The sequence below is a fragment of the Acidimicrobiia bacterium genome (assembly GCA_040902765.1).
Lineage (GTDB): Bacteria > Actinomycetota > Acidimicrobiia > Spongiisociales > UBA11373 > DATKBG01.
In genome coordinates, this window is record JBBDWO010000029.1 from 22502 (window position 1) to 42351 (window position 19850).

General features: G+C 62.7%; 24 protein-coding genes. 15 read left to right on the top strand and 9 right to left on the bottom strand.

What is annotated here, in order from left to right; translation table 11 throughout:
- Nucleotides 1-66 precede the first annotated feature (66 nt).
- Complete coding sequence (locus WEA29_08950) at nucleotides 67-279, top strand: cold shock domain-containing protein (protein MEX2323879.1); 213 nt, start codon at nucleotides 67-69, stop codon at nucleotides 277-279.
- A gap of 69 nt (nucleotides 280-348) precedes the next feature.
- A complete protein-coding gene (locus WEA29_08955; GenBank protein MEX2323880.1) occupies nucleotides 349-582 on the top strand; it encodes an Lrp/AsnC ligand binding domain-containing protein in 234 nt (77 codons plus the stop codon).
- Here WEA29_08955 and WEA29_08960 read toward each other — a convergent pair.
- From WEA29_08960 to WEA29_08970, 3 genes are read right to left on the bottom strand one after another with little or no spacing between them, the layout of a single operon-like run.
- Nucleotides 579-1610, bottom strand: a complete 1032-nt coding sequence (locus WEA29_08960; protein MEX2323881.1) for a D-alanine--D-alanine ligase family protein — start codon at nucleotides 1608-1610, stop codon at nucleotides 579-581. The genes WEA29_08955 and WEA29_08960 overlap by 4 nt on opposite strands.
- A 5-nt stretch (nucleotides 1611-1615) precedes the next feature.
- A complete protein-coding gene (fabI, locus tag WEA29_08965; GenBank protein MEX2323882.1) occupies nucleotides 1616-2407 on the bottom strand; it encodes an enoyl-ACP reductase FabI in 792 nt (263 codons plus the stop codon).
- A gap of 39 nt (nucleotides 2408-2446) precedes the next feature.
- On the bottom strand, nucleotides 2447-2800 hold the full coding sequence (locus WEA29_08970) for a hypothetical protein (GenBank protein MEX2323883.1): 354 nt from the start codon (nucleotides 2798-2800) through the stop codon (nucleotides 2447-2449).
- Between the two features lie 46 nt (nucleotides 2801-2846).
- Between WEA29_08970 and WEA29_08975 the strand changes: the two genes are divergently transcribed.
- From WEA29_08975 to WEA29_09000, 6 genes are all read left to right on the top strand, one after another.
- Nucleotides 2847-3041 carry a hypothetical protein gene (locus WEA29_08975; GenBank protein ID MEX2323884.1) on the top strand — a complete coding sequence of 65 codons (195 nt, stop codon included), beginning with the start codon at nucleotides 2847-2849 and terminating at the stop codon, nucleotides 3039-3041.
- Between the two features lie 10 nt (nucleotides 3042-3051).
- The gene (locus WEA29_08980) at nucleotides 3052-3597 is read left to right on the top strand and encodes a hypothetical protein (protein ID MEX2323885.1); all 546 of its coding nucleotides are present in this window, start codon (nucleotides 3052-3054) and stop codon (nucleotides 3595-3597) included.
- A 68-nt stretch (nucleotides 3598-3665) separates the two neighbouring features.
- Complete coding sequence (locus tag WEA29_08985) at nucleotides 3666-4022, top strand: type II toxin-antitoxin system RelE/ParE family toxin (GenBank protein MEX2323886.1); 357 nt, start codon at nucleotides 3666-3668, stop codon at nucleotides 4020-4022.
- A gap of 72 nt (nucleotides 4023-4094) precedes the next feature.
- The gene (locus WEA29_08990; GenBank protein MEX2323887.1) at nucleotides 4095-4436 is read left to right on the top strand and encodes a helix-turn-helix domain-containing protein; all 342 of its coding nucleotides are present in this window, start codon (nucleotides 4095-4097) and stop codon (nucleotides 4434-4436) included.
- Nucleotides 4437-4592: 156 nt separating this feature from the next.
- Nucleotides 4593-5231: an NYN domain-containing protein gene (locus WEA29_08995; protein ID MEX2323888.1), complete on the top strand. Its 639-nt coding sequence runs from the start codon at nucleotides 4593-4595 to the stop codon at nucleotides 5229-5231.
- A gap of 296 nt (nucleotides 5232-5527) precedes the next feature.
- Nucleotides 5528-6493 (top strand): LLM class flavin-dependent oxidoreductase, encoded by a 966-nt coding sequence (locus WEA29_09000; protein ID MEX2323889.1) that lies wholly within the window; start codon nucleotides 5528-5530, stop codon nucleotides 6491-6493.
- Between the two features lie 143 nt (nucleotides 6494-6636).
- Here the strand turns inward: WEA29_09000 and WEA29_09005 are convergent, their stop codons facing one another.
- Nucleotides 6637-7143 carry a GNAT family N-acetyltransferase gene (locus WEA29_09005; GenBank protein MEX2323890.1) on the bottom strand — a complete coding sequence of 169 codons (507 nt, stop codon included), beginning with the start codon at nucleotides 7141-7143 and terminating at the stop codon, nucleotides 6637-6639.
- Between the two features lie 472 nt (nucleotides 7144-7615).
- On the opposite strand from WEA29_09005, the gene WEA29_09010 reads away from it, so the two are divergent.
- Nucleotides 7616-8203, top strand: a complete 588-nt coding sequence (locus WEA29_09010) for a hypothetical protein (GenBank protein MEX2323891.1) — start codon at nucleotides 7616-7618, stop codon at nucleotides 8201-8203.
- 814 nt (nucleotides 8204-9017) lie between these two features.
- Here WEA29_09010 and WEA29_09015 read toward each other — a convergent pair.
- Both WEA29_09015 and WEA29_09020 read right to left on the bottom strand, forming a co-directional pair.
- Complete coding sequence (locus tag WEA29_09015) at nucleotides 9018-9872, bottom strand: putative phage abortive infection protein (protein ID MEX2323892.1); 855 nt, start codon at nucleotides 9870-9872, stop codon at nucleotides 9018-9020.
- Between the two features lie 132 nt (nucleotides 9873-10004).
- The gene (locus WEA29_09020) at nucleotides 10005-10850 is read right to left on the bottom strand and encodes a DUF3800 domain-containing protein (protein ID MEX2323893.1); all 846 of its coding nucleotides are present in this window, start codon (nucleotides 10848-10850) and stop codon (nucleotides 10005-10007) included.
- A 458-nt stretch (nucleotides 10851-11308) separates the two neighbouring features.
- Here WEA29_09020 and WEA29_09025 point away from each other — a divergent pair, with 458 nt between their 5' ends.
- Entirely contained in the window at nucleotides 11309-11713 is a 405-nt protein-coding gene (locus WEA29_09025) for a hypothetical protein (GenBank protein MEX2323894.1), read from the top strand.
- Between the two features lie 267 nt (nucleotides 11714-11980).
- Here WEA29_09025 and WEA29_09030 read toward each other — a convergent pair whose 3' ends face one another.
- Nucleotides 11981-13735, bottom strand: a complete 1755-nt coding sequence (locus WEA29_09030; protein MEX2323895.1) for an RNA-directed DNA polymerase — start codon at nucleotides 13733-13735, stop codon at nucleotides 11981-11983.
- Between the two features lie 74 nt (nucleotides 13736-13809).
- A complete protein-coding gene (locus tag WEA29_09035) occupies nucleotides 13810-14256 on the bottom strand; it encodes a hypothetical protein (GenBank protein ID MEX2323896.1) in 447 nt (148 codons plus the stop codon).
- 106 nt (nucleotides 14257-14362) lie between these two features.
- Between WEA29_09035 and WEA29_09040 the strand changes: the two genes are divergently transcribed.
- The 5 genes from WEA29_09040 (at nucleotide 14363) to WEA29_09060 (ending at nucleotide 18840) form a co-directional block, all read left to right on the top strand.
- Nucleotides 14363-15127, top strand: a complete 765-nt coding sequence (locus tag WEA29_09040; GenBank protein ID MEX2323897.1) for a hypothetical protein — start codon at nucleotides 14363-14365, stop codon at nucleotides 15125-15127.
- A gap of 333 nt (nucleotides 15128-15460) precedes the next feature.
- Nucleotides 15461-16744, top strand: coding sequence for a DNA sulfur modification protein DndB (locus WEA29_09045; protein MEX2323898.1), 1284 nt, complete (start codon nucleotides 15461-15463; stop codon nucleotides 16742-16744).
- Complete coding sequence (locus WEA29_09050) at nucleotides 16714-17682, top strand: hypothetical protein (protein MEX2323899.1); 969 nt, start codon at nucleotides 16714-16716, stop codon at nucleotides 17680-17682. Before WEA29_09045 ends, WEA29_09050 begins: the two co-directional genes overlap by 31 nt.
- A 204-nt stretch (nucleotides 17683-17886) precedes the next feature.
- Nucleotides 17887-18288, top strand: coding sequence for an excisionase family DNA-binding protein (locus WEA29_09055; GenBank protein MEX2323900.1), 402 nt, complete (start codon nucleotides 17887-17889; stop codon nucleotides 18286-18288).
- Entirely contained in the window at nucleotides 18289-18840 is a 552-nt protein-coding gene (locus tag WEA29_09060) for a PIN domain-containing protein (GenBank protein MEX2323901.1), read from the top strand. It abuts the gene before it with no gap.
- A gap of 73 nt (nucleotides 18841-18913) precedes the next feature.
- Here the strand turns inward: WEA29_09060 and WEA29_09065 are convergent, their stop codons facing one another.
- Nucleotides 18914-19831 carry an LLM class flavin-dependent oxidoreductase gene (locus WEA29_09065; protein ID MEX2323902.1) on the bottom strand — a complete coding sequence of 306 codons (918 nt, stop codon included), beginning with the start codon at nucleotides 19829-19831 and terminating at the stop codon, nucleotides 18914-18916.
- Nucleotides 19832-19850 lie beyond the last annotated feature (19 nt).

The following is a 19850-nucleotide window of genomic DNA, read 5'->3' on the forward strand; positions in this document are numbered from 1 at the left end:
CCCAGGCTCCAGGCTCCAGACCTGCCGCGATACGATGGATCCTCAGCCGATCAGGAGTCCGGGCAGGTGCAAGGCGTAGTCAAGGTGTATGACCCCAAGACCGGTGTCGGCATCGTGATCACCGAGGCCGACCGTCGCGAGGTGTTCCTGCGTCCGGGGAGCCTCAAAGGCAGCGTGTTTCGCACCCTTCGCCAGGGTCAGCGCATCGTGTTCGACACCGAAGCCGACGGCGAACGCATCTACGCCACTTCAGTGCGCATGGGCTCCGACGGATCCTGATTCGGCCGGGACTCCCCTGCCGACCGAGCGGTATAGTCCGAACTCGTCCACCTAATCAGAGGGAGTGAGATGGTCGAGGCGTACATCCTCATCCAGGCCGAGGTCGGCAAGGCAGCTCGGATCGCCGCAGAAGTCGGAAAGATCGACGGTGTCGCACAGTCGGCAGCGGTCATGGGACCCTATGACGTCGTCGTGCACGTCACCGCCGACGACAACGACGCCCTCGGCAACCTCGTCGTGGCCAAGATCCAGGCCGTCGAAGGCGTGACCCGTACGCTCGCCTGCCCGGTCGTCCGGATCTAGGGGGCGGCCGCAGGTCGTCCACCGAGGGCGATCGACACCAACTCGTCGCACAGGTCGGCGTACGGCAGGCCGGTGGCGTCCCACATCATCGGGAACATCGACTTCGGCGTGAACCCCGGCATGGTGTTCAGTTCGTTGACGAGGAACCCGCGCCCGCCCTCCTCGTAGAAGAAGTCGACGCGAGCGAGGCCGCGGCACTCGAGGACCTGGAACGCCCGGCAGGCAAGGTCCCGAACCATCTCTTCGGCTGCCTCGCTGAGCGGGGCAGGTACCAACAGCTCGGTGGCGTCGTCGCGGTACTTTGCGTCGTATGTGTACCAGCCGTTCTTGACGACGATCTCGCCGGGAACCGACGCCCGCGGTCCCTCGAGCACGGCCACCTCGATCTCGCGGCCCCGGACCTCCGGCTCGACCAGCACCTTGTCGCCGTGCCGGAACGCCTCGTCGATGGCATCTTTGAGCGACCCCCCCTCGTCGGCGCGCCCGACCCCCACCGACGAACCGAGTGATGCCGGTTTGACGAACACGGGGAAACCGAGATCGCCGGAGGTGTCATCGACGACGCCCGCGGGATCGTCGAGCCAGGCGGCCCGACGGATGACCACGAACGCGCCGACGGGAAGCCCGGCATCTCGGAGAAGCCGCTTCGCTACGTCCTTGTCCATGGCGACGGCGGAACCGACCACCCCCGCCCCCACGTACGGAAGATCCGCCATCTCGAACAGGCCCTGAATCGTGCCGTCCTCCCCGAACGGGCCGTGGAGGACCGGAAAGGCCACATCTACGACGTCGGCGCGACCCTCGCCCACGATCCTCCCCCCGGGGACCTCCAGCCTGGCGAGCGGTCCATCGGCGACCAGCGGCCGGCTGTCCGGGTCGGCGTAGTGCCAGGTGCCCGCCTTGCCGATGCCGATCGGAATCACCGTGTGGCCACGCGACTGGAGCGCCTCCAGCGTGGACACCGCGGACACGCACGAGACCTCGTGCTCCTCGGAGCGCCCACCGAAGAAGAGTGCGACCCTGGCCACCGGCGCTACTCGCCGTCGGTGCCGGGGCCGGCCGCCACGGCATGGAAGCCACCGTCGACGTGGACCACTTCGCCGCTGGTCATCGGTGCCCAGTCCGACAGCAGTACGCAGTTCATCATGGCGACCGGGCCCGGATCGCCCACGTCCCACCCCAGCGGGGCTCGCTCGCCCCACACCCGTTCGAAGGCCGAGAAGCCAGGGATGTTCTTGGCCGCCACCGTGGCCAGCGGGCCTGCCGACACCGCGTTGACCCGGATGCCGTGGGGTCCCAAATCGCGAGCGAGGTAGCGGGTCACGGACTGGAGGGCCGACTTGGCCACCCCCATCCAGTCGTAGGCCGGCCACGCCTGCGAATTGTCGAAATCGAGAGTGACGAGGGCGCCGCCGCCCGCCTTCTGCATCAGCGGCAGGAGCCCGACGGCGAGGGTCTTGTAGGAGAAGGCCGAGGTGGTGAAGGCGGTCGCGGCGCTCTCCGCCGGCGTGTTGAGAAAGTTGCCGCCGAGAGCGTCCTCGGGGGCGAAGGCGATGGCGTGGAGCGCCCCGTTCACTCGCCCCCACCGGCTGTCGAGGTCGGCGACGATGGCCTCCATGTGGGCGGGATCGTTGATGTCGAGTTCGAGTACGTCGGGTTCGACGGGGAGTCGGCTCGCCACACGCTTGGTGAGGCTCATCCCCCGGCCGAATCCGGTGAGAACCACTTCGGCGCCCTGCTCCTGGGCGATCCGGGCGGTGTGCCAGGCGATCGAGTCGTCGGTGAGCACACCGGTGATCAGCAGGCGTTTGTCCTTGAGGAGCATCGCTGGGAGGTTACCCGTATGCGATCGGTCGCCCGGGCACTACGTGTTCGCCCAGGCGCGAAGCCCCAGTCCCATCACGAATAGGAGCAGCAGCCCGTAGGCGAGCGCTGGTCGCTTGGCCAGTTGGCTGCGGTAGATGTAGGCGAAGGTGAAGGTGAACACGATCACCACCCCGTAGAACAGGTGGAAGTCGTCGGCGGGCCGCACCCCTTGGGCGTACATGGCGACGCCGAACCCGACCTGGGCGAGCATCGCCACCACGGCGGCGCCGACCGCGTATCGGGACCATGACGGTGGCTTCCGTTTGGCCAGGGCGAAGATCAAACCGCCGAGCCCGACGAGGCCGCAGACGACCACCGCGACGTAGAACCAGTTGGCATGGAGTGTGCGCATCGAGCGGCAGCCTACCGCCCCCACCCCGAGCGCCTACGCTCACTCCGTGACCACTGATCAGCCGAGTGACGCCGACCGCGAAGACCAGCGTCGACGCGACAGCCTGGAGGCCGAACGCGTCCAACGCGAGGAGAGCCTCGCCGCCGAGGAGCGACGTAAGAACGACAGCGCCGAGGCCGAACAGCGCCGCCTCCAGGAGCGCAGCGACGACGACGACCGCCAGCGCGGCGACACCGCCTGATCCCGCGGCGATGGAGCGGATCTCGGTCATAGGCAGTTCCGCCTCGGGCAAGTCCACCATGGCCCGCACCCTGGCCGATTGCCTCCACCTGCCGTACCTCGAACTCGACGCGGTCTTCCACCAGCCGGGCTGGCAGCCGAAACCCGACGACGAGTTCCAAGCCGATGTGTCGGCGTTCGTCGCCGCGGACCGCTGGGTCGTCGACGGCAACTACACGAGTCATGGCGTATCTCAGCTCGTGTGGCCGCGTGCCGACACCGTCGTGTGGATGGATCCGCCGAGGCGCGTGGTGATGATCAGGGTGATCCGACGCACGCTGCGAAGGATCATCACCCGCGAGGAGCTGTGGAACGTCAACCGTGAGCCCTGGAGCAACCTCTACAGCACGAAGGCAGAGAAGAACATCATCGTGTGGGCATGGACCCGCTTCGAGCACACACGGGCCAAATACGAAGCAATGCTCACCGACGGCACCTGGGCGCACGTGAACGTGGTGCGGCTTCGGAAGAAGCGAGAGGTGCGGGACTTCGGTGGAGCGCTCCGCTCAGGGGCGTGATCGCAGGCCTCACCCAGCGTGCGGGAATGTCATCCGAAGCGGACTGATACTCGCAGTAGCGTTAGAGCGTGGGAGCCAAGAGACGCTGGCGTGACTACCGAACCCCCGGCGGACGAAGACCGGTCAAGCAGTTCATCGATGGTCTGTCAGATGCGGATGCCGCTGCAATCGTCGCTGCCATGAAGGACGTGGAGGTGAATGGCAACGAAGTCGCGCACCATCTTGACGGTGACATCTACGAGGTGCGTGCTGCTGGTGACAAGCAGGCTTTCCGCATCCTGTACGCAACGGAGGGCAAGGAGGACCAAGTGCTTCTGGCCCTTGAATCGATCTCCAAGAAGACCCAGAGGACTCCCCGGCAGGCCATCCAGCTCGCGAAGCGGAGGCTTGCCGACTGGCGATCGCGTGGCCGGAAGCAGTCTTGAACTGCTATATCGTATTTGGTATATCGCTAACGATATGCCAATGTGATGCCGAAGAAGTACACGGGAGGGGCAATGACCGACTTTCTCACTGAACTCATCGAAGAGCGAGGCGAAGCAAACGAGCACTTCGCCGAGCTGGTCGCCGCCGCCTTCAAGCGACGCGAGCTCGTTCGACAACTTGCTGAGATCCGCACCGAACTTTCGATCTCGCAGACACGGCTTGCCGCACTGATGGGAACGTCACAGTCCGCGGTTGCGCGACTTGAGTCCGGCGACACTGACGCGCGCGCCTCCACCCTTGCACGATATGCAGCTGCCCTGGGGCACCGAATCGAGTTTGAGATCGTTGAGGAGTCCATCCCGCGAAGCGATGGCAAGCCCCAGAGGCGCCGTCAAGAAATCGCCTCGGCCTGAACTGCGCCAGCCGCACAACCGGCTCGTCGGCACGCAGCACTGATCACGTCGCGGCACCCTCGCCGAGCGTGCGGGAATGTCACCTGAGTGGCGACGAGCATATGTGGAACCCCGACGACCGAGGGGGTGTCGTAGCCAACCCATACGATGCCACGAGTGGCAAGGGTCAATGTGTATGTGGACGGCTTCAATCTCTACTTCGGGGCTCTCAAGGATCATCCTGATCTGAAGTGGCTCGATCTCGCTGCGCTCGCCAAACGCCTACTCAAGGACGACGACACCGTCAACCAGATCAGGTACTTCACCGCTCGGATCGACTCGAGAGGTGATCCGCAGGCGCCCCAGCGACAGGAGACCTACCTCAGAGCGCTCAGGACCATCCCGAACCTGTCCATCGACTACGGACGGTTCAAGACGCGAACGAAGATGCAACGCCTCGCAAATCCACCCGCCTCGGGTCCGAAACGCGTCGAAGTGCTCGTCACCGAGGAGAAGGGATCGGACGTCAACCTCGCGACACATCTGCTCTGGGACGCGTTCAACGGCGAAGGCTCGACGTCCCTCGTCATATCGGGCGACACCGACCTCGTTCGCCCCATCGAGGTAGTGGCTCGACGTCTGAATAGGAAGGTGGGGGTCGTCAACGGGACGCTGAACGCCGCACCAAGCCATGAGCTCGTGAGAGTCGCCTCGTGGATCAAGCGCCTGAGGATCGGAGTCCTCCGTGACTCACAGTTTCCAGAGAGCCTTTCCGACTCCACCGGCACATTCCGTCGGCCCGCTGGCTGGACATAGGGAATCAGCCAGAAGGAGATAACGCAGAGACCCGCCTCGCGGCGGGTCTCGCACCCAGCCACCGAGGCGACTGGGGGTCTGCAGTCATTATCGGGGTCATAGCCTGCTCAGTCAAGCGAATAGGTTCCGCAGTTGTTCGATCAGGTCTCGCCCAGGGGTGATCGTGGCGTAGTGCTCCTCGACGAGTCGTTCGATGGGTAGGGTTCGGCGTGCGCTACGTCTGCCTTGGGGTGGTGCGCGGTTGCGGAAGGAACCATGACAGCGTTCGGCCTTCGTTCGTTGGGGAGGGGTACTGCGTGGGTGAGGATGTTCGTCCGGCGCTCAAGTTCGGTGCTGACTGCTTCAGTCAGCACACAGATTGGCCGTCGTATCTGAGGGCAATGCAAGCTGCTGAGGATCTGGGCTACGACTCCCTGTGGACACCGGATCATCTGATCCCCACCCCGCCCGATGCCGACCCCGAAGGTGCGATTCTGGAGCCTTACATGTGCCTGGCCGGAGTAGCCGCCATGACCTCGAGGGCCACTCTTGGCTGCCTGGTCAGCCCGATCAGCCTCCGCCAACCGGCGCTCCTGGTGAAGATGATCACGGCCCTCGACCACATGAGCAACGGAAGAGCGATCCTCGGTTTGGGTGCCGGATGGCATCAGGAGGAGCATCGGCAATACGGATTCGAGTTCGGGAAGGGATTCGGGGAGCGGCTCGACTGGCTTCGGCAGGCTCTCCCGGTGATGCGGGGAATGCTTGACGGAACTCGTCCGTCGTCTTTGGGAGGTCGATATGACATCCAGGAAGCGGTGAACTCCCCCGCACCCGTCCAGGCCCGCCTTCCTATCCTGATCGGCGGCACCGGCCCCAGGGTGACACTCCGACTCGTGGCCGAGTACGGAGACATGTGCAACCTGATCGGATCGCCGGACCAGGTCGCCACTGCCGAGGCCAAGCTGATCGAGCACTGTGAAGCGATCGATCGGGATCCGGCCCAGATCGAACGAACGGTCGCAATCCGTCAGCCCGTCATCCGCGATTCCCGCTCGGAAGCCGAACAGGTGCTGAACGAGATCTTCGCTCACAACGACTCCGAGCCGTGGAGCAGGGACATGATGGGAACTCCGCAGGACCTGGTTGAGAGATGTGCTCCATATGTCGAGATGGGCTACCGGCACCTCGTCTTTCAATACCTCGCCCCCTTCGATGCGCAGACGATGGAGCGCCTCGCTACTGAGGTGAGGCCGCAGCTCGAGGCCATCGCCAACGCCTGACCCACCAGGACCTTCTGTGCGGCCCCCAAGTGTGGATCACCTGACTGGCGTGAGACGGAACGGAATCACAGCGAAGTCCTGACAGGGGTGCTGAAGGACCCGTGACTCGTGATCGCCGCCGCCTCGGGGAGAGTGCGGGAATGTCACCGGAGGGATTCCCGCCGCGGCGGATCCTGAGCGCGGGAGTGCAGCAACGTCACCGAGTGATTGTCCGTCCTTACGACCTCGAAGCCGAACCGCTCGTACAGGCTCACGGCCCGGTTTCGGTCGTCGACCGAGAGGCTGCACCGAGTTACAGACCCCAGCAAGCGTCCCATGAGTGCGGTTCCCAGCCCATGTCCTCTCCATTTGGCAACAACCGCGATCGAGACCTCGGGCGTGTCTTCGTCTACGAATCCGTAGCCTGGTGCGTCACTCCCGAACCGGCGTACCCAAACCGCTCCCGCGGGGTCGCCTGACACGGTCTCAGCAACCCAGCCAGCATCTCCTGGCTGGCTGCCGAAGTCCCGGACGTACCTTGCAAGCTCGGGTTCGTCGACGACGGCCCTCCGCAACCGTGGATCTCCGCGTGGTACGAACAGCGCCTCGTACAACATGTCCACGAGAAACGGCTCGTCGTGCTCCGTCGCCTCACGGATACGGAACTCCATACGCAGTGACGCTAGCGACATGCCCGCAGACAGCTCCGCCAGGTTCGGCCAGAGCCTGGAATTGTTGTATGCGTACGCGGCCGTCGCCCTCGGCTGGCGTTGCGACTGCCCCATGATCTCCCCGATCGCGGCTCTGACTGCGAGATGATCGACGGTGACCCGCAGGGTCGTCGAGGGTTGCCTACTCCGACGCGATGCTGAAGAGCCGGACGAGTTCGTGGTGTGGGTATGCGACTGCCTTGAGATCCAGTTGTCGCCACAGGACACATGGTTACCGGTCCGAGCTGGCTTGCCCCTCGCTACGGTCTACGCCATGGCTGGCTACGGAACGCATCTCTTCTGCCGGTCTTGGGCGGATGATCTGATCCGTCGACTACTTGAGGTGTCACGAGGCTGGGCAAGAGAACTGCGCCTCGAGATGCACTACCGAACTCGCGCGGTTGACGGAGATAGCACGCGGTGGGAACTCTGGGTGGACGGCAACTCCTTCGCCATCGCAGCTTGGAGCAGACAACTGGAGCGCGAATTGCCGACGGTCGCTCGAGGATTCGACCGCATTCGCGAGAGCACGGCAGCGGCCATCGCTGAGTCTTTGGCAACGCGATGGATCGGTTGGTGTGTCGGCGATGAAACGGATCCCCGAGTCCGGACGTCCACACGCGACGAGGGCCGATGGATCTGGCCCATCGTTGACTACCCCCTCGACACGCCGAACACTGCCCGACTGATCATGGCCGACGACTTGCTCGCGAGATGGCTTGTCGGAGAACTTCCCGAAGAGACCGTGGTTGAAGAGCTGCACACCATTGTCGAGGCGCTGTTACGCCACCGGCTCAGTGCGGGTCGATCAGTTCGTTGGCCCGAACTGCTTGTCCGGGCAGACGACGCGGGCCTACTGAGCCCGACTGAAGTCAAGGTACTGGAGGTGTTCAACCGTACGTGGCGTCGTGAGCTGAAGCACATGGGACGGGTGCTCACGACCGAGGAGCGTAAGGAAGCGAAGCGATTGTTGTGGAGTGTCCTATCGATTGCAGAGAACGCGCTCGGGAGTGCCAAGTGACTCTGGTGAGATCGTGTGCCGGCTAGGCGGCACCTCGGTCGTCGACCAGCGTCTGAGCGAGACGACGAGTCCAACTCCTGCGCCTCGATCGTGTCGTCAGCCTCTGGAACTGTGGCCGGTGATGTACTACTTGAGACCTGTCTTGGCCTTACGCGATCGCATTTCATGCTTCGAACTAGCACTCAATGACCACGGTTCCCACTCCCACGTGCCTTCCCCATCCGCTTTTCGTTTCGAACTCCACTGCGCGCGACAATTCTCTGGCGTCCCTGAAGCAGGGGCGGTTGCACTTGAGGCACAATATCCCTGGCGAGCCTGCTCTACCTCGGGGTGGCCCGGGTGTGCAACGGATGGGCTCAGGGACTGTGCGGTTGATCTGAACACACACTTCCCTGGATTCGCCGCAGCCGCCGCAGACCAGTCTTGCCTTGACGACCGCCGCAGACCAGTCTTGCCTTGACGAATCGCTCCAAGTTGCACCTCCAAGTCGAGATGGGCTCAACGTATCTCCAAGGTGTGACACGTTTGTGCAATCTCATCGGTTAACTGGCCAACGAGGATGAGGTTCACCGGCTGCAAGTTCGTGTTCTGAGTGTCTCGCGGGTGTCAAGTCGAGACAGACGGAATGTCCGCTCCCTAATCTGGCGGGGTGACTCCCGATGTAGACCACGTGGGCGCCCACCACGATCTCGAGCTCTCGATCTAGCTCGGTGCTGAGGCACTGAGGACATCACCGCCACCTCGGCCGACGTACGTAAATGCCATCAGAACCTTGGGCCGACGGTGGTCCTGGATCTGGGTCGGCCGCGCCGACCTATTCAAACCTACCGGATGACCTGAATGACAACTTCTCGGAACCCATGCTGACCGCAAGCTCATGCCAAGCGGTCTTGAGCCACCCGTAGCTCGCATCGATGGCCATGAAGTGCAGTCCTCGGAAGATGCCGAACTCCTCGGCATGCTCGGCGATGTCCCCATCGCGCTCGTTCACATCTCCCGACAGCATCCAGACCATCAAGAGAAGAAGCTCGTCGGAGGACAGTTGGGCTCGTAACAGCCGGCCGTACGTGAGGGCGCGATCGGTGTCCTCCATCGCGCCGAGAAACCTAAGTATCTCTCCCACCAACCTGAAGTAGTGGCCCATGTAGGGATAGCTGTCGCTGCTCAACTCGCCATAGGCCTGCTCTGCACGCTGGACGGGAGACAGAGATCCGCTGGTCTCTTGAAGCAGGCGGTGCATCTGCAGAGCTAGGTGGTGGAGCGCCTGCCTTCCTGTGACGATGCCTCCAAGGTCGAGATCGCTCACCGTGTCACGATGCATTTCTAGCAGAGCGAAGAAGGCCGCTTCAGTGCGCTGTGACTCGATCGAGGCAAGCTGCGTCGCCACGACCTCACGTTGCTCCTCCATAGCCTGGCGGGCTCGTGCGATCTCCGCGCTTTGCAGTTCCAATTCGCGATTCTGGAAGAACAGCGCCACGACAACGCCCGCAAAGGCCAAGCCCGAGAACAGCGCTCCGACCAGGCCGAAGGCATCGCCCCACAGGGCGCGTTCACGCAGTCCGGGCCAGATCAGAGGCGGCCCAAACCCGACAACAATCCACAGCAGCATGACGCCGCCGAAAGCGACGATCGCAACGGGTGTGACCCTGCGGAGCTGCCGTTCGGTCATCGGCTAGACAGCGTAGACCGAGCGAACAGGATGGCACGTGACGAACAGAGATGGCCCGACAAACTCGCGGAGGTGATGCACCCCGCCTCAGCCAGCGTGCAGGAATGTCACCAGCGGAGAACGCCGAGTCGGCTACGGGGGTGAGAATAGGGCTGACCCAGGCTGGCGCCCCACCGGGTCGGAAACCGTGATTCCTCCACGCCACCGACCGCTGATATCGGAGTAGCGATACTGCAAGTCCTGAAACCGAGAGCCATACCGCATCCGCAAGGTGTCGTACTGCGGTGCGACGTGGACGCCTGTGATTACGCCTGCGCAGTAGGTCCTCGTTGCCATCGGGAACAGCACGCCGTTCACCAGATCCGCGATCTGTAGTCCGACGTGATTCCCGCTGCGTCCGAAGGTCGGCACTTCTACAACCCGGTTCAACTCGTCACCGAGGACTCGGTGCTTCATCGTGTACAGAGAATGGGCCACTCTCTCATCCAGCTGGTGAGTCCGGCTGTCCGCGACAACCATGCCTTCTCCGTCGTTGGAGATCAGGTATTGCTGGAACGCTCGGCACAGTGCTTGCATCGAGTAGGTGTAGGTGGAGCGACCATTGAAGGAGGCGCCGGGTGTCTTGACCCACACTCGGGCGATCAGGCGGGCGTCGTGTGTTTCGAGTAGGTCGAACACTCGGTCCACAAACCCGATCGCTGTCCTTCTCTCGTCGCGCGAGCCGCTCCGCACGGCCCTGCGGATATCTGAAGCCTTGACCTCAACCAACACCGAGTCCAGATGGTGGCTCAATGACGACATCAGACCGGGGTAGAACCGGGTCTTGAGATCGAGGTAGGCCGCTGAAAGCGCTCCGACCTCGCTTGCGTCGATGATGAGGCCACCCAGCACGAAGACCGGCGCAACTACGGTCGGGCTCGCGCTTGCCAAGGGTATCGGCTGAGCATCACCCGCCTCATCGACGTAACAGAGGTACATATGGGGCCACTCTGCCAGATGCAGGCGGTGTGGGCCAGGCCTACAGGCACAACTGTGGCCCGACACAAGGCCGGGCCACAGGACTTGCCGTCTGAGCCGAAGCCCCCACGGCGAACGATCAATGTCGCTGCCACAGAGCTTATCGCAAGGGCTGTGGCTCTGCAATAGGAATCGGTCCCATTGGCCCTGCAGTTGAGTGTTGTCGGTGTGATCGCTCCACCCTCGGCCAGGGTGCGGGAATGTCACCAGGCCCGAGGGGCACCCCGTTCGCCAATGGGGCAATGGACGTCACTCTCAGCGCTGGTGTCTTCTCGTACTCCGATTCCGGCGGCTCCCGCGATCCTGTCGCACTACTCCACGCCATGGGCCGATCCGCGGCCGACTGGCAACCGGTCTTCGACCGAGTGTGAGGGCAAGTACCTGCAGTGGAGATAGGGGCCACGCACTACCCTCGGCAGGTGACATCATTCGAATCAATTCGGCAGGCGGTGACGAGTCACGAACAGCTCGCCATCGCCATGGCAAGCGCCACGGCTCTCGACGAGCAGGCCCGCAAGCTTGCCGAACCGCTCACCGCCCAATTCAAGGTTCTCATGGGCGAACACAGCGCCCTCGCCGCCGCGATGCGGGGGTTCGCGCGCGCGGAGTTCTCCTTCGGGAGTCTTGATCAAGCCATCCTTGGCAAGGCCGTGGACATGGCGGGGTCGTTGAAACGGCTCGCCTCGGGATTCGCCAGGCTGACGAAGACGGCATCGGCTCTGGGGCCGCAGTGGCCATCGATGGGCTTGAGGAGCGCCACGCCGGGTTGGTCTCAGCGGTCGCGCAGGAGGTTGCGGACAGGGCAGCGCCATCCGATGTCCTGACCGATCGCGGAAACAACGGCAACCTCCAACTGCAAGACGTCGCTCAGCTGTCCGGCCTTGTTCTCTTCTCCTTTGCCACCGTCCTAGCAGTCAGGGTCGCCTGGCTTACTACCGAAGGAGCCACATTCGTTGGCAGCGTTGCTGCTCTCGCCTTGTTGTGGGAGCGGGTGGTTAGCAAGTTCAACGAATAGCACACACTCTCCACGGCCAAGCGTGTGGGGATGCCCCCCAGGTCCGAGGCCCTATTAGCCGTTCGCCCGCTATCGCTCAAAATGGTTCGTCGTCTGGTCCGTAGTCGTCCCGCGCCACCGGAGCTGAACGAGTCGCAGCGGCGTCTGCCGCTCTGGTCACTCCAAGGTGCTGCACGAGGACATCAAGAATGCGCTCGCCACCGCGGCAAGCGTCAAGGAACACCTCCGCCCAAGAGGCACCAGCCTCTAACGCAAGGTCGGCCGCGATCACAAGGTCGGGGCGGAAGGCTTGTGGACACTGCTTCCATAAACGGGCAAGGTCGACTCGCGTGAGCTCGCCGCGCGTGCCCAACAGACGGATCGCCGCCGCTCTGCGTGCCCAGTGTGCTGCGCCGTCCTCTGCATCGCGCCGCGCGGCCTCGATGAGTATTGCCGGGCAACTGCCGGAGACGGTTTCGGCGACGCGGTAGAGCCAGGCGGCCTGGGACGCGAAAACGAACTGCTTCTCCGCGAGGACCGCTGCGACCACCTCGGCAACGTCACCGGCCTGCGAACTCGCCACGGCGAGGAGGTAGGTCGCGATCGCGTCCGTCTCCGACGGGTAAGCCCGCAAGAGATTGGCGCACTGATCGATTGCGAACCCGTCGTCAGCCGCGGCGAGCGTCGTTAGCGACTCTCTGAGGGTCGTGTGAAACACCTCCTTGGGCCAAGCCTTCTTGCCCGAACCGGGCCGATGCTTGACAGACTCCCGAAACAGGGCCTTTGCTGTCTCGACGTCGCTGGGAGTGAGATCGTCGCGCAGAATCTCGATCGCCTCACTCATGTCGAGACGCTGGTATGGCCCCAAGCCCTCGGTCCACTCCGCGGCAAACCGAATGAGGGTGTCGGGATCGTCACCGAGCTCATCGATCATCTCCTCCGGGACTTGGAGGTGGATGAGTACCCGACGGATCTCCGCCGGCTTGCCGGACTGGAGTGCGGCGAGCTGTGCCTGCTCGTAGCGCTGCTGAAGTGCGGACTTCTCTCTCTCGTGGGCTCCAAGGGTTACCGCGTAACCGGAGACAGTCTCAACGCTGCTCTTCTCGCCGTTCAGGTTGAGACCCAACTCTCGCAGGTTGTCCTCAAAGAGAGCGAGCGCCTCGCGACCGCGCCCGTATGACGAAGCGGCGATGCGAACATCGTCGCCATGTCGCCAGTAGTCATGACCTGCAATCAACATTGAACGGTCGACGGGGGAGAGAAAGAACGTTGCGAGGACGTCTGATTCGACTAAACCCTGGGGAATGCCTCGATCTGATCGGGTGACCCTGCCAAGGAACTCTTCCAGGGCATCGACCACCTCCCGCTGGCCAGTCGCCTCGATCAAGAGGGATGCCAACCGAGAGTGGCTAATGGTCTCGTAGAAGCCTGCAACGTCAGCGACGACGATGTGAGTTGGTCGCGACTCAAGAGGCACACGCAAGAACTCGGCCCATCTCTTCGGTACCGGGGCTGATCGGGGCCACAGGCTCGCCTCTGGGCTTGCCAGGGCCAACTCAATCCGAGGGGCGAGCCCTCTCGTGAGAGCGGCGTAGACCACTCGATCTTCGAGGGTGAGGAGCGCAGCGGAGCGCGTAGTGAAGTCGCTCTTCGGCACAGGAACCCTGATGAGAGCGACCGGCTGATATTGACCCCGTTCCATCGCACGACTTATCCGCTCCCAAAGCCGCCTGCCAACTTGCCCGAGCAACTTGTCCTCCGGTCGGGACGGCAGAAGATCGTTCCGAGTGACGGTTTGAGCCGCAGCCCCGATGTCAAGGTGGGGTGCCGCTCTTGAGAAAACGTCAGCCATGCTGAAGAGCCTAGGACCCTGGGCCTCAGGCAGCGTGTGGGCATGTCATCCGAGGAGGGTTCCCTGTCCGAGATTCAGAGTCCGGAGTCCCTCCTGAGTTGGAACTCGGCGTAGGACCGGCCGAGGATCCGTTCGTGAAGGAGCTTCCGCAAGTCCTGAAGGTGCCGTAGCAGGTCAGACTTCCACTGCTCCTGCTCCTCCGTAAGCGGCGAACCAGGGTCGGTGTGAAGGCGAGTCTCAGCATCCCATCTGGTGAGCGTGTTGAACACAGAACGCGCTCTGTCGATCAATAATTGCTCCTTGACCCCAAGAGCCCATCCCTTTGAGATCAGCCGACCGAATCCCTGTCGCGCCCGCGGCCAATTCTCACTACTGACGGACGACGCGAGCGGGGATAGGATCTCAGCCGCCTCAATTCTCGACTTCCTGATGAATTCGCGCCGGCTCACGAACACAGCCCCCGCCAGGGACAACGCGCCACCGAAGAGCGCGCCGATCAGCCCCAAGAAGATGTTGTCCATGTCATCACTCCCCACTCCGAGTCTACGGGCTGGATTCAGCCAGCGTGCGGGAATGTCACCGGAGCAGGCTGTGTGAGGGATGAGGTTGCCGGGATACGATCTCCAGATGTACGACCAGACCCGAATCGTCGATATCGACTCTGTGGACTCGTGGCCGCCCTTGGTGCTTGAGCTGATCGACCGGGTGATCGACAGCTTGGTGGGCGATGATTGGCTCAGGTATCCGAGGGATCACTTCAGGACCGGGGACTTCGAGGAGGAGGAGCGCCTGCTGAGAGAGGCGCTGTCGTCGCATCGCCTTCTCGCGCACCACGCTGCCCGGCTACTTCAGCACGAGATTGATGACATTCAGGAATCGTCCGGGCTGCGCGTCCTGACGGAGGATCTGCGGCTCGCAAAGGTGCAATCTGCTCTGGAGCATTATCCGGAGCTCGCAGCCCTTGACCCGGGAGGGACAAAGATCCTTTCCGATGGGCCGAATTCCTGGCAGGGAACAGCAGGCGGCCGGATCGGCACGATCGACTTTGTGGCGCCGTTCAGCATCTTCGAGCATCAGACGTGGGGCTTCTGGAACCTCTTTGACACCTGGGGTGGCGAGACACTGGGATGGCTCAAGGACGGCAGGGAGTCGAGCGAACTCCTGATGCGCCTCACGGAGGCGAGCAAGCCCGTCATCGTCGAGTTCGGCGCGCGAGTCGCGACACTGAATACGTACAAGATGCTGCTTCCCGCGTTTGTCGGGAGTCGTGGCAGCGCGGACGACTACTGGGGTCAGTGGCGAACCAACGAGTCGATCCCGCCGGATTGGGTCGGGGAATTGATCACGCCCGATAGCCCACGGTGGCCGGATGGGCACGTCGAGGTGGCATAGGGAACGGAGCGCCAGGACTAGGTCCGAACCGCGGTCAGGCTGGCTGCAAGTGCCATGCCGAGCGCAAGCAGCGCGAGGAGAGTCTCCCCGCCGAGGAACGCCCCAAGTCAGATCACGACGACGCCGAGCAAGGCGAGCGCAGGAACGGAGCGGATGACGACGACCGCAGGCGCGGCGTTTACGGACTGAGCGGCGCCTAGAAGAGCGCTCGCCTTCTCCTTTCTTGGTGCCTTCTCGAGATGGGAATCTGCGTTTAAGATCTTAAGTGGATTGACAGACGCTTAAACTCACGATTAGTCTCTTGCGAAGTCCCACCAAGGAAGGTAACGCCCCATGTCCACACCAGATATTCCGACGCTTCCTAAGACTCTTTCGGGTCTTCAGCCGACGGATGACTATGTCGCGCAACAAACGTCCCAGGGCGGGCGGCTTCACTATGCGGTCGCGTTGCCACTTTCGCAGGTGCCGGTGGTGCTTCCTGTTCCGGACCCGGCCATACCGCTCGAAGACAACCGACAGGTCAGGGTCAATCACGCTCAGTCCTTCGCCGAGTACATCAAGAAGAACGCGGAGTGGCATGCCGGTCCCCTGACAGTTCGGACCACAGCGCGCGCCGTCTCGTTTGAGCCCTTTCCCGGGGGGGACTACGGGACTTTGAAAGTCGGCGTCCTGAAGGTGCCACGAAATGACCGGCGCAGTTTTCGCATTGTCGACGGGCAACACCGTGTCCTAGGCGTGTCTCGGCTCCTTGAGCAGCTGAGCAACGAGGTCACCAACCAAGTGTCGAAGGTCGCTGCCGCCAAGCGAAACGGTGAACCCGCCGCGGCTGTGAACTCGCTGCAGGAGAAATTGCGTGACTTGGAGAGAATTCAGAAGCGGGTGTCGGAGGACTCAATCTTCATGGACCTGATCATTGAGAACGACACGGAGAAGGCACGTCAGATCTTCGTTGATGTCGCCAACAACGCCGTCGGAGTCACGAAGTCCGTCACCTCGCGCTTCGACTCGAGGAAGGTGGTCAATCGCGCTCTCCATGGCCTTCTAAGCGATGGCGACCTGAGCCCGGCCCTGATCGGTCGAGTCGACCTGCAGCAGGACCGAATTGGAGGAGCCAATCCCAATCTGTTGGGCGCCAAGCACGTCGCAGACATCATCCGGATTGTCGCGGTGGGGCCTACCGGCCGTGTCTCTCGGGCCCAGGAGAAGACGCTTGACGCCGAGCTACTCGCCAGGCAAGCGAACCGGTTCTTTGAAGTGCTATCGAAAGGCTTCCCCGAGATTGAGGCAATCGCAACCGGTAGGAAGGGTCCGGCTGAACTCCGGCCCCGCAGTCTGGTGTTGTCGACCACGATGCTTCGGGTACTGGCTGGCGTCTACTACAACCTGAAGACCAACTCCGCGTCGGAGGCGGACATCGTGTCCTTCTTCAATCGCCTCGCAAAGCACATGGAAGCCCCAGTTGATGGGACGACCCCGAGTGGCCAGCTCCTTCTAGGCGCGACGACGAGCGAGGCATTCACAGACGGTGCGACGGCGCCGGGAGCTCGGGCGCAGCAAGTGCGGGAGTTGGCAACCGTATTGACAGAGTGGGCTACAACGCCACCACCGGGGTTTTGATGGGCGCAAGGAACTGGACAACTGGAGCGCGAGACTACCCAATGAACCTTGAGGATCTCCGTGGCTCTCAGGTAGGCGATGTAGCCCTCCTCTTCGATGACAGCACGGTCGTGTCAGCGGCCTTCCATTACCACGCGCAGATCGCCTTCGCTCACACCGTCAACGAGCTGATTCGCCTTAGTGGCCAATCGGTGCCGATGCACTGGGATCCGAGAGTTGGCTCAGTCGAGTGGTGGCGAGTGATTGAGGGAACGGTTGCACTGCTACACAGGGTGCTTCTCCGAGAGCGAGAATCGGGGTTGCGGCCGGACCTAGCTGACTCAACAGATGAAAGAGCCGACGTCCTTGACAAGTGGTCGGCGATCGCTCGATGGTTCTCGAACGGCCTTCACTCTCCACCATCCCAACTAACTGGGCTGGTGGTAGAGCTCAGGGACTTCCGGAACTCCTTTGAGCACGCCACGCGAGCAAGCACTCGCACCCGCAAACACTCGAAGCTCGCAGAGGCCCCCGCCGCAGCGAATGTCGCTGATGCCATGGAGGCCATGGCTATCTGTGTGGCCGCCTCCGCTTACTTCCGCTACGTCCTCCCGGGGACTGACCTTATGCCGCAGATAGTCGCCCCCTCGCGAGAGCACGTGATGTTTGAACCACTGGATGTCGTCGCGCGCGAGGCCCTGTTCCCAATGTACCTGCGACTTCTTGAGGCTCGCGGCCTTGGGACCGACATCTCCCTCTACAACGGTCTTGGCCAGATCAGAGGGCAGGCCCTCGTGAGTACGGCCCTCATCGTTCGGTATGAGGACGAGAACAGTCTGCCCGACGCGGTGCAAACGATCGATGTGCTCAGCGATCTCGGAACTTGGGTGGAGACCCGAGAGACCCCGGATCCAGGCATGTTTCGCCTACCTTCGTACGGCGTCCGGTCGCAACAATAAGCGGTGACCGAACCCGCCCTCGACAGGTGGTGGGAGGCCATCCAAGTCAAGGACTCATGTGCAAGGCTCAGTAGCTCGATCTGTGTTGCGACTATTTCGACTATTGCGTTAAATGCGGTGATCGTGTAGGTTTGCTGCAGGAGGTAGATCATCAGCAACCAACCCGCCGCGAGAGTCTCGGAAGTCAACGATACGGCCCCCGGCGTGCTCGCCGACTTCCTGCGTCGTCATCCCACCCCATCCACACGCGTGATGCTCGTCGCTGATGATGTTGGTGCTCCAACCATGATCACAGTCCCATCTGAGGCTCTCAAGATGTTCATCGAGGTCCTCGACCACTTGAAGGACGGCGTGGGAGTCTCGATCGTGCCACAGAGTGCAGAACTCACGACTCAGCAAGCCGCGGACTTGTTGGGCGTGTCCCGGCCATTCCTGATTGACAAGGTCCTGCTGCCGAATGGACCCCTTGAGTTTCGCACTGTGGGGCGTCACCGCCGGATTCGGTTTGTCGACCTGGACACATTTCGGAAGGCCGAGGCTGCCCGACGGAAGAGGGCCGCCGATCGCGTAACCAAAATTGGCATAGATGCCGGGTTGGACGACTGAGTGGCCTTCCGCGTCCTCTACGACGCAAACGCCGTATTCGGTGCGCTGCAACGGAGCATTCTTGTTCGTGTTGGTGTGGCGCAGGCCAGGTTCAACCTTCGGGTCCTTCTCACTGACGCCATCCTTGACGAGATGGTTGACGCGGTTCGACGGAAGTACTCGGACTTCAGTGAGACGCAGGGTGAGAGCCTGAAACTCGCGATCAAAGAGGCCATCCCAGATTGCCTGGTGACCGGGTACAACTACGCGATCGAGAGCGTCACCATCGCGGACCCTGACGATGGGCACGTTGTGGCCGCCGCAATCCACTCAAACTCACAACTGATCATCACCGATGACGTAGCGTTCACATCCGACGCCCTCGAACCCCACGGTCTCGAAGCACAGAGCCCAGACGACTTCCTCACCGACCTGTTCGACCTAAACCCCGCGACGGTCCGACAGATCGTCAACGACGAGGCATCTGAAAGGAACTGTGACACCGAGGAGCTAATCGACCTCCTGGAGCAGCGCGGCTTGATCCGCCTCGCCCAACACCTGCGCCGCGACTGAGGACTCCACGCCTTGACCTAGCGTCGACAAGACCAGGGACGTGCGCCGACTCTCAGATGTGAAACCAGCGCTATCAGCAAGCGTGCACTCTCTCGACTACGTCGGCCATCGCCTCGACGGCTTCTACGGTCTTCGGGTAGAGGTCGCAACGTACTTCGGTGAAGCCGAGGGACTGGAACCCGAGGAGTGTGCTGGTTATCTCCTCGGGCGAACCGGAGAGTGGGTGTCCGATCCCTGTCGCTCCGTCCGCCTCGGCGCTATTCATGGGATCCAGGGTGTAGGCGTCGAGGGTCCGCACCAGAGTGTCGGGATCTCTGCCGACCTCTTCGCAGGCTCGTTCAAGCTCTTCTACCAAGGGGGTCAGTGTCTCTGTCGCGGTCCGGTGGTCGGTGGACCACCAGTTCCACGCGTCGGCGTACTGGGCGGCCAGCCTCATCATCTTCGGGCCCCCGGCGGCGATGATGATCGGCGGGCCACCCGGGCGCGGGCCTTGGAGTACCAGTTCAGATTGCTTGGCGGAGTGAAAGTCGCCGTCGTAGTCGACGGAACCCGACTTGAGCAGACCGTGGATGATCTCGATCGCCTCCGCGAAGCGTGAGTACCGGTGGTCGGTCGGGAACCCGAACGCCTCATAGTCCGAGTCCGGGGTGTTGCCAGCGCCGATGCCGAACAGGTAGCGCCCACCCGATATCTCATCGATAGTCACCGCCATCTTCGCGGTGAGGGCCGGAGATCGATAGGGAGCGTTGACGACGGACTGGCCAATGTTGATCCGGCCCGTAGCGGCTGCGAGCGCCGCCGCGATGGACATCGACTCCAGGCAGCCGTAGGTCTCCTTGGGACCGCGATACAAGAGTGCGTCCTCGAACACGAAGCTGTCGAATCCCACGGCTTCGGCCGCGCTGGCAAGGCGGAGAACCCGTTCCCAGGTGGGGGCCGGCTTCGACCCGTCTGGGCTTCCGTGCAGCTGAGCGATTAGCCCAATTCTCATCGTGACTCCAATCCCGATC

Coding starts and splice junctions, on each gene's coding strand:
- WEA29_08955 (MEX2323880.1), top strand. CDS start 349: ATGGTCGAGGCGTACATCCTCATCCAGGCCGAGGTCGGCAAGGCAGCT.
- fabI (MEX2323882.1), bottom strand. CDS start 2,407: ATGCTCCTCAAGGACAAACGCCTGCTGATCACCGGTGTGCTCACCGAC.
- WEA29_08970 (MEX2323883.1), bottom strand. CDS start 2,800: ATGCGCACACTCCATGCCAACTGGTTCTACGTCGCGGTGGTCGTCTGC.
- WEA29_08980 (MEX2323885.1), top strand. CDS start 3,052: ATGGAGCGGATCTCGGTCATAGGCAGTTCCGCCTCGGGCAAGTCCACC.
- WEA29_08990 (MEX2323887.1), top strand. CDS start 4,095: ATGACCGACTTTCTCACTGAACTCATCGAAGAGCGAGGCGAAGCAAAC.
- WEA29_09005 (MEX2323890.1), bottom strand. CDS start 7,143: ATGGAGTTCCGTATCCGTGAGGCGACGGAGCACGACGAGCCGTTTCTC.
- WEA29_09015 (MEX2323892.1), bottom strand. CDS start 9,872: ATGACCGAACGGCAGCTCCGCAGGGTCACACCCGTTGCGATCGTCGCT.
- WEA29_09020 (MEX2323893.1), bottom strand. CDS start 10,850: ATGTACCTCTGTTACGTCGATGAGGCGGGTGATGCTCAGCCGATACCC.
- WEA29_09030 (MEX2323895.1), bottom strand. CDS start 13,735: ATGGCTGACGTTTTCTCAAGAGCGGCACCCCACCTTGACATCGGGGCT.
- WEA29_09035 (MEX2323896.1), bottom strand. CDS start 14,256: ATGGACAACATCTTCTTGGGGCTGATCGGCGCGCTCTTCGGTGGCGCG.
- WEA29_09040 (MEX2323897.1), top strand. CDS start 14,363: ATGTACGACCAGACCCGAATCGTCGATATCGACTCTGTGGACTCGTGG.
- WEA29_09045 (MEX2323898.1), top strand. CDS start 15,461: ATGTCCACACCAGATATTCCGACGCTTCCTAAGACTCTTTCGGGTCTT.
- WEA29_09065 (MEX2323902.1), bottom strand. CDS start 19,831: ATGAGAATTGGGCTAATCGCTCAGCTGCACGGAAGCCCAGACGGGTCG.